The sequence below is a fragment of the Candidatus Krumholzibacteriia bacterium genome, from assembly GCA_035649275.1.
Taxonomy (GTDB): domain Bacteria; phylum Krumholzibacteriota; class Krumholzibacteriia.
On record DASRJW010000050.1, the window covers coordinates 22,026 to 28,499 of the forward strand.

The window sequence follows — 6,474 nt, forward strand, 5'->3', positions numbered from 1 at the left end:
GAGCGCGGCGCTAGAAGATGAACCCGGCGGTGACGGTGAGAACCTGGTTCTTGGCATCCGTGAACACCGGGGAAGGCCTCTCGGCGATCCCCGTGAAGCCGTGGCTGTAGCCGATCTCGAGAAAGCTGCGATAACGTCCGGGGAACTCCACGCCGCCAGAGACATAGAGGGCGACCTCGCTCCCCTTCGTGTCATCGTCGATGTCGGTTTCGATTTTCCCGAACTGGCTTGTCTCCGCCTCCATCTTGGACGAGAGCAAAAAGCCGAACTGGGGCCCGACCTTCACGAAGGGTTTGATGCGGAGATCCGGCGCGCTCACCTTGAGGAGGAGCGGGATGTACAGGTAGGTCAGCTTGAACGTCGCTGCACCCGAGACCTGCTGGTTGAAGAACGTGCCCGAGCCCTTGATCTCCCCACCCTGGTCCGCGACCGCCAGTCCCAGCTCGACGGCGAACATGGGGGTGAACGGATAATCCACGTTCCCGGCGGCGAAGTAGCCGTAACGGTCACCCGTCTCGATGTTCGGTGCCAGGTCCTCGTAGCCGAGCCAGGCGACGGTGGCACCGACCCGGACGCCCACTGGAATGGGGAGGCTCGCGCTCGCGCTCGAACCGGCCACCAGCAGCACGAGCCCAGCGGCGATGCAAGCGAGGAGCGGACCCCGGCGGGCCCAGGGGTGCGCCGAGCGAGTTCCCACGACGGCATCCTTTCTCGAGAGGATCATTCCACGACGTCGCTTCCCAGCAGATACCACGGTCTGCAGGGCGTCGCAAGCTGGATCATACTCCAGGTGCGACATCGACCCAGCAATGCACCTGGTGTGCCGGCCCCACCTGCCGCGCTTCTGGGTACTGCACGTGACAGATTTCGGTGACGTGGGCGCAGCGCGGGGCGAAAGGACAGCCCGGGCCGAGCGCGGTCGGGTCCGGCGGCCGGCCGGGAATGGGAGGCAGCCGGTCACGGTCGCCGCTGAGTCTGGGCAAAGAGCGCAGGAGCGCGAGCGTGTACGGATGACGCGGCGTGGCGAAGAGCGCCGCCGCTGGCGCCTGTTCCACGATGCGCCCGGCATACATCACCGCCACTTCGTCGGCCACTCCCGCCACGACTCCGAGATCGTGGGTGACGAGCACGACCGCGGTGCCGTACTCCCGGCGCAGATCACCCACGAGTGCCAGGATCTGCGCCTGCACCGTGACGTCGAGGGCGGTCGTCGGTTCGTCGGCGAGCAGCACCTCGGGCCTGCCGAGGAGCGCCATGGCGATCATCACCCGCTGCCGCATGCCGCCGCTCATCTCGTGCGGATGGCCGTCGAAGCGGCGTTCGGGCTCGGGAATGCCGACGCGGGCCAGCATCTCCACGGCGCGGCCGCGGGCGGCGCGCCGGCCGAGGCCCTCGTGCTCCTCCAGCACTTCCGTCAGCTGTCGGCCGATCGTGAGATACGGGTTGAGCGACGTCATCGGGTCCTGGAAGATCATGGCGATGCGCTTGCCCCGGATGGCGCGCATCTGCCGTTCGGGGAGTGCGAGCAGGTCGCTGCCGGCGAGCTCGATGCGCCCGGAGACGATGCGCCCCGGCGGCTGCGGCACCAGCCGCAGGATGGACAGATTCGCCACGCTCTTGCCGCTGCCGCTTTCCCCCACGATGCCGAGAACCCCGCCGCGCGGCAGGGTGAAGGAGACGCCGTCCACGGCGCGGACGACGCCAGCTTCGGTGTCGAACACCGTGTGCAAGTCCTGCACGCGGAGCACTGCCGTGGCTGACCTTGCCGCGCCCGCGCTCAGTGGCTCTCGACTCATGCGCACCTCAGTCCTGCCGCAGGTGCGGATCCAGCGCGTCGCGCAACCCGTCCCCGAGGAAGTTGAGGCTGAAGAGCGTCAGCGCCAGCGCCAGCCCGGGGAAGAACGACAACCAGGGGAAGAAGGCGAGGACCCTGGCGCCCTCGTTCACCAGCGTGCCCCAGCTCGCCTGGGGCGGCTGCACGCCCAACCCCAAGAAGGAGAGGAAGGCTTCTTGCAGCATCACCGCCGGCACGGTGAGCGTGGCATAGACGATGATCGGTCCGAGCGTGTTCGGCACCACGTGCAGGAAGATGATGGTGAACGGCCCTGTACCCATGGAGCGCGCCGCTTCGACGTACTCCTGCTGCTTGATGGAGAGCACCTGGCCGCGCACGATGCGCGCCATCGTCAGCCACTGCACGAGACCCAGCGCCACGAAGAGCATGACCAGGCTGCGGCTGAAGTAGACCATGAGGAGGATGACCAGGAACATGTAGGGCAGCGAATAGAGCACGTCCACGCCGCGCATCATGAGCTGGTCGGTGCGGCCGCCGAAGTAGCCCGACACGGCACCGTAGCTCACGCCCACGGCGAAGCTGACCAGCGTCGCCACCAGACCCACGAGCATGCTGATGCGACCACCGTAGAGGACGCGTGACAGCAAGTCCCGCCCCAGGACATCGGTGCCGAAAAGATGCGCCCGGCTCGGCGACGTGGCGCCGAGCTCCAGGTCCTGCAGCGCCGGATCCTGCAGGCCCGGGAGCACCGGCGCCAGGAACGCCAGGATCCCGAGGGCGAGCAGGAAGACGCCGCTCGCCACCGCCACGCGATTGCGGCGGAGTCGCCTCCAGGCGTCGCGCCACAAGCTCGTGCCGTCTTTCATGTCGCTCGGAGTCTTCATTCCAGCTGCACCCTCGGGTCCAGGACGCCATACATCAGATCGACCAGCAGGTTGAAGACGATCAGGAAGCCGGCGTAGAAGATCACGATCCCCATGACCAAGGTGTAGTCGCGGTTGAGCGCGCCATTGACGAAGGACTGTCCCACGCCGGGGATGGCGAAAATCTTCTCCACCACGATGGAGCCGGTCACCGCCCGCGCCATCGCGGGCCCGAGGAAGGACACCACCGGCAGCAAGCCGCCACGCAGCGCATGCCGCCAGACGATGGTGTGCTCCGCCAGCCCCTTGGCGCGGGCGGTGCGGATGAAGTCGGCCCGCGTCACCTCGAGCATGCCGCCCCGGGCGAGCCGCGCCACGTAGGCGACATAGATCGCTGCCAGGGTGATCACCGGCAGGATCTTGGTTTGCGGCGGGCCCCACGTGGCCGGCGGCAGCCAGCGCAGCGTCAGCGCGAAGACGAAGACGAGAGCGGGCCCCAGGATGAAGTTCGGGATGGAAACGCCGAGCATGGCCACGGCCATGGGGCCGTGGTCCCAGGCGGTGTTCTGCCGCAGCGCCGCCACCGTGCCGATGGGCACGCCGACCACGAGCGCCAGCAGCATGGCCCAGGCCCCGAGCTCGAGCGAGATCGGCAGCGCCCCGAGCACGATCTCCCGCACCGAGCGCGAAGGGAACTTGTACGACGGGCCGAGGTCGAAGTGCAGGGCGTTGCGCAGATAACGCCCGTATTGCACGAGGAGCGGTTGGTCGAGGCCGTACTTGGCTTGCAGCGTCGCCCGCGCCTCCGCCGGAATCTCCCGCTCGGAGAGGAACGGTCCGCCCGGAGCCAGCCGGATGATGAAGAAGGTGATGGTGACGATGGCCCAGAGCGTGGGAACGAGCGCCAGCAGGCGCGTGAGCACCGTCCTCATCGCCCGCTCCCGGTGCCGGTCGTGGCGCCACCCACGGCCACGCTGTCTTCGGCTGCCCTCCCCAGGGCCTGCTCTTCTCCCGTGTGCGCCCGCCCCATTCTGTCCTCTCCCCGCGCCAGAGAGACGTACTTGAGCGGGTGCTCGTCGAGCGCTGTCGGATGGATGCCGCGCACGTAAGGAGCGACGAACTCCCGGTTGCAGTAAGCGTAGATCGGGATGAAGGGCATGGCGTCGAGCGCCACCGCCTCGGCCTGGGCCAAGAGTTGGAGCCGTTGCACCGGTTCGCGCTCGCGGCCGGCGGCGGCGACGAGGGAATCGAAACGCGCATTGCTCCAACGGGTGCGGCTGTTGCCGTCCCCGGTCACGAGGATGGCGAGGAAGCTGTTGGGATCCATGTAGTCGCCGATCCAGGAGCGCCGCGCGATCTGGTACCGGCATTCCACGGTAGCGCGCATGTAGCTCGCCCATTCCTGGCTGGAAAGACGCAAGTCGATTCCCAAGTGCTCCTTCCACATGGCCTGCACGGCCTCGCCGATCTTCTTGTTGTCCTCGCCGGTGTTGAAGAGGAGCTCGACGGCGGGGAAGCCCTGGCCGCCCGGGTAGCCGGCGTCGGCGAGCAAACGGCGGGCGCGCTCCGGATCGAAGTGCACGCCCTCGGGGTAGGGGTAATCGCGAAACCCGTGCGGCACGATGTTGCCCCAAGGGGCACCACTCCCGTGCAGAACGTAGCGCGCGATGCGCTCACGGTCGATGGCATAGGCGAGGGCCCGCCGGACGCGCGGGTCGTCCAGCGGCGGCTCGGTCACCACCATGGAGTAGAAGTAGAGTGCCAGGTACGGCCCCGTGCGGTAATCCGCGTAGTGCTGGATATACGGGATCATTTGCGCCGGCACATAGCCGCTCGGGTTCCAATCGGTCATCCCGGCGCGGTACATGGACAGCATCGTGGACGGGTCGTCGACGCTGTAGCAGACGATGCGGCGCAGGCGCACCCGCGCCGCGTCCCAATAGCCCGGGAACTTCTCGAACTCGAGGCGGTCGTTCTGCCGGTGACGCAGCAGGCGGAAGGGGCCGTTGCCGACGATGTGCTCCGGGTGCGTCCAGCGGTCGCCCCAGGTCTCCAGCGTGCGGCGGTGCACGGGCAGGAAGGGATGGTAGGTGAGCAGCTGCAGGAAGTACGGCGTCGGCACTTCCAGCACTACCTGGAAAGTGCTGTCGTCGAGGGCTCGAATGCCCACTGGCGCCGGATCGGCGATCTCCTTCTTCTTGTAGGCCCTGGCGTTGCGGATGAGATAGAAGAGGTCGGCGTAGCGCGCCGGCGTGTCCGGATGGAGCAAACGCAGCCACGACCACTCGAAGTCGTGGGCCGTGACTCGGTCGCCGTTCGTCCAGCGACTGTCTGTGCGCAGGTGGAAGAGATAGGTGACGCCGTCCGGCGCCAGTTCCCAGCTCTTGGCCATGCCCGGGCGCGGCACCAGCGTCTCCGGGTCCGGCGTCACCAGACCCTCGAAGAGAAGGCGCGCGACGCGCCCGTCGGGCTGTCCCGACAGGAGGCCGGGATCGAGGGTTTCGGGCTCGGCGCCGTTGGCGAAGCGGAAGACCTCCTCGTCGGGCGGCGTGGTGCGGCCGAAGTACTCGACCTCGTGGCCATGGCTGCCACGAAGGCGCCAGAGGATCATGGTCACCGCGAGGAGGAGCAGCAGCAGTCCAAGTGCCGGCCAGCGCGCACGACCTTGTGTGCGGCGATCCACCCTTCTCTCCACGCCACCCATGCGCACAAAATAGCACGGCTTCTGCGAGCCGTCGCCACACCGATGCGTCGCTCCAGCAGCCACGGGCCTCGCGTATAGTGTGGCCCTGCACACTCGCCCGACGAGGGAGCATGGCCGGCACCTGGTTCGTCACCCTCACCGCACTCTTGGTCCGCGTCGCCCTCTGGCTGCATCAGCCAGGGCTCACCTACGATGGCACCTACTATCTGCGCCAGGCCGAGCGGCTCCTGCGCGGCGATTTCCAGGTGATCGGTTTTCCGCCAGGATATCCGCTGGTGGTGGCGCTGGTGCGCGTCGTCGCCGGGGATTTCGAGCTCGCCGGCCGCGTGGTGAGCCTGGTCGCCGGAACCGCTACGGTGGCGCTCTTCCACCTCTGGGCGCGCCGCCATCTCCCGGGACGCTGGGCGCTCGCCGCGGCCCTCTTTCTCGCCGTGCACCCGGAAGTGGCGCGCCAGCACGTGGAGATCCTGAGCGAACCGCTCTACATTTTCTGCATCGTTCTCGGCTTCACGCTCTTCGAGAAGGGGCGCGACCTCGCGGCCGGCGCGCTCTTCGGCTACGCCTTCCTCGTCCGCCCCGAGGCGGTGGCGCTCCTCCTCGGCTGCGCGGTGTCGCGACTGGGGGAGTCGCCGGCGGCAGCGGCGGGCGCGGTGCCCTTGACCGTGCCGGCGCAAGCTGGCGGTGCTCGGCGCCTGCCGCTGCGGTTGCTCGGCACCGGCCTCTTGCCGGTGATTCTGTACTCCGCTCTCAGCAGCCACGCCATCGGCCATTGGGTCTTGACGCCGAAGCAAGGGCAGCTCGATCTCGACGCCGACATCGGCCCACGCTTGTGGAAGATGCTGACCTCGTTGCACGTGCTCTTCCCGCTTCTCCTGCTCCCAGGGGCCCTGGCGCACGGATTGCGGGCGCGGCGGTCCCTTCTCGCCGGTGTCGTGTACATGGCAGTACTCCCCTTCTTCGCCATTCACATCCAGCCGCGTTTGTTGCAGCCGGCGCTGCCGTTCCTCCTCCTTCTCGGTCTCGCCTGGGTGGCTGACTTGCGTTCACGCTGGCACCGCCCGGTGCTGGCTGCGGCGGCGGTCCTCGCCGTCTGGGGCGCCGTCGCACCGTTC

6 protein-coding genes are annotated in these 6,474 nt (G+C 68.0%); 1 reads left to right on the plus strand and 5 read right to left on the minus strand.

Going from position 1 to position 6,474, the window contains the following annotated elements:
• Nucleotides 1-10: 10 nt before the first annotated feature.
• The 5 genes from VFE28_05260 to VFE28_05280 form a co-directional block, all read right to left on the minus strand.
• Complete coding sequence (locus VFE28_05260; protein ID HZM15389.1) at nt 11-697, minus strand: porin family protein; 687 nt, start codon at nt 695-697, stop codon at nt 11-13.
• Between the two features lie 82 nt (nt 698-779).
• On the minus strand, nt 780-1,796 hold the full coding sequence (locus tag VFE28_05265; protein HZM15390.1) for an ABC transporter ATP-binding protein: 1,017 nt from the start codon (nt 1,794-1,796) through the stop codon (nt 780-782).
• A 7-nt stretch (nt 1,797-1,803) separates the two neighbouring features.
• On the minus strand, nt 1,804-2,679 hold the full coding sequence (locus VFE28_05270) for an ABC transporter permease (GenBank protein ID HZM15391.1): 876 nt from the start codon (nt 2,677-2,679) through the stop codon (nt 1,804-1,806).
• Nucleotides 2,676-3,590 carry an ABC transporter permease subunit gene (locus VFE28_05275; protein ID HZM15392.1) on the minus strand — a complete coding sequence of 305 codons (915 nt, stop codon included), beginning with the start codon at nt 3,588-3,590 and terminating at the stop codon, nt 2,676-2,678. The genes VFE28_05270 and VFE28_05275 overlap by 4 nt, the downstream gene beginning before the upstream one ends.
• The gene (locus VFE28_05280; protein HZM15393.1) at nt 3,587-5,341 is read right to left on the minus strand and encodes a peptide ABC transporter substrate-binding protein; all 1,755 of its coding nucleotides are present in this window, start codon (nt 5,339-5,341) and stop codon (nt 3,587-3,589) included. Before VFE28_05280 ends, VFE28_05275 begins: the two co-directional genes overlap by 4 nt.
• 131 nt (nt 5,342-5,472) lie before the next feature.
• Here VFE28_05280 and VFE28_05285 point away from each other — a divergent pair.
• Nucleotides 5,473-6,474 (plus strand): glycosyltransferase family 39 protein (locus tag VFE28_05285; GenBank protein ID HZM15394.1); only part of this gene is annotated, 1,002 nt, incomplete at its 3' end.

Excerpts from the sequence above, each read along its gene's own strand:
- VFE28_05270 (HZM15391.1), bottom strand. The coding sequence starts at position 2,679 with ATGAAGACTCCGAGCGACATGAAAGACGGCACGAGCTTGTGGCGCGAC.
- VFE28_05275 (HZM15392.1), bottom strand. The coding sequence starts at position 3,590 with ATGAGGACGGTGCTCACGCGCCTGCTGGCGCTCGTTCCCACGCTCTGG.
- VFE28_05265 (HZM15390.1), bottom strand. The coding sequence starts at position 1,796 with ATGAGTCGAGAGCCACTGAGCGCGGGCGCGGCAAGGTCAGCCACGGCA.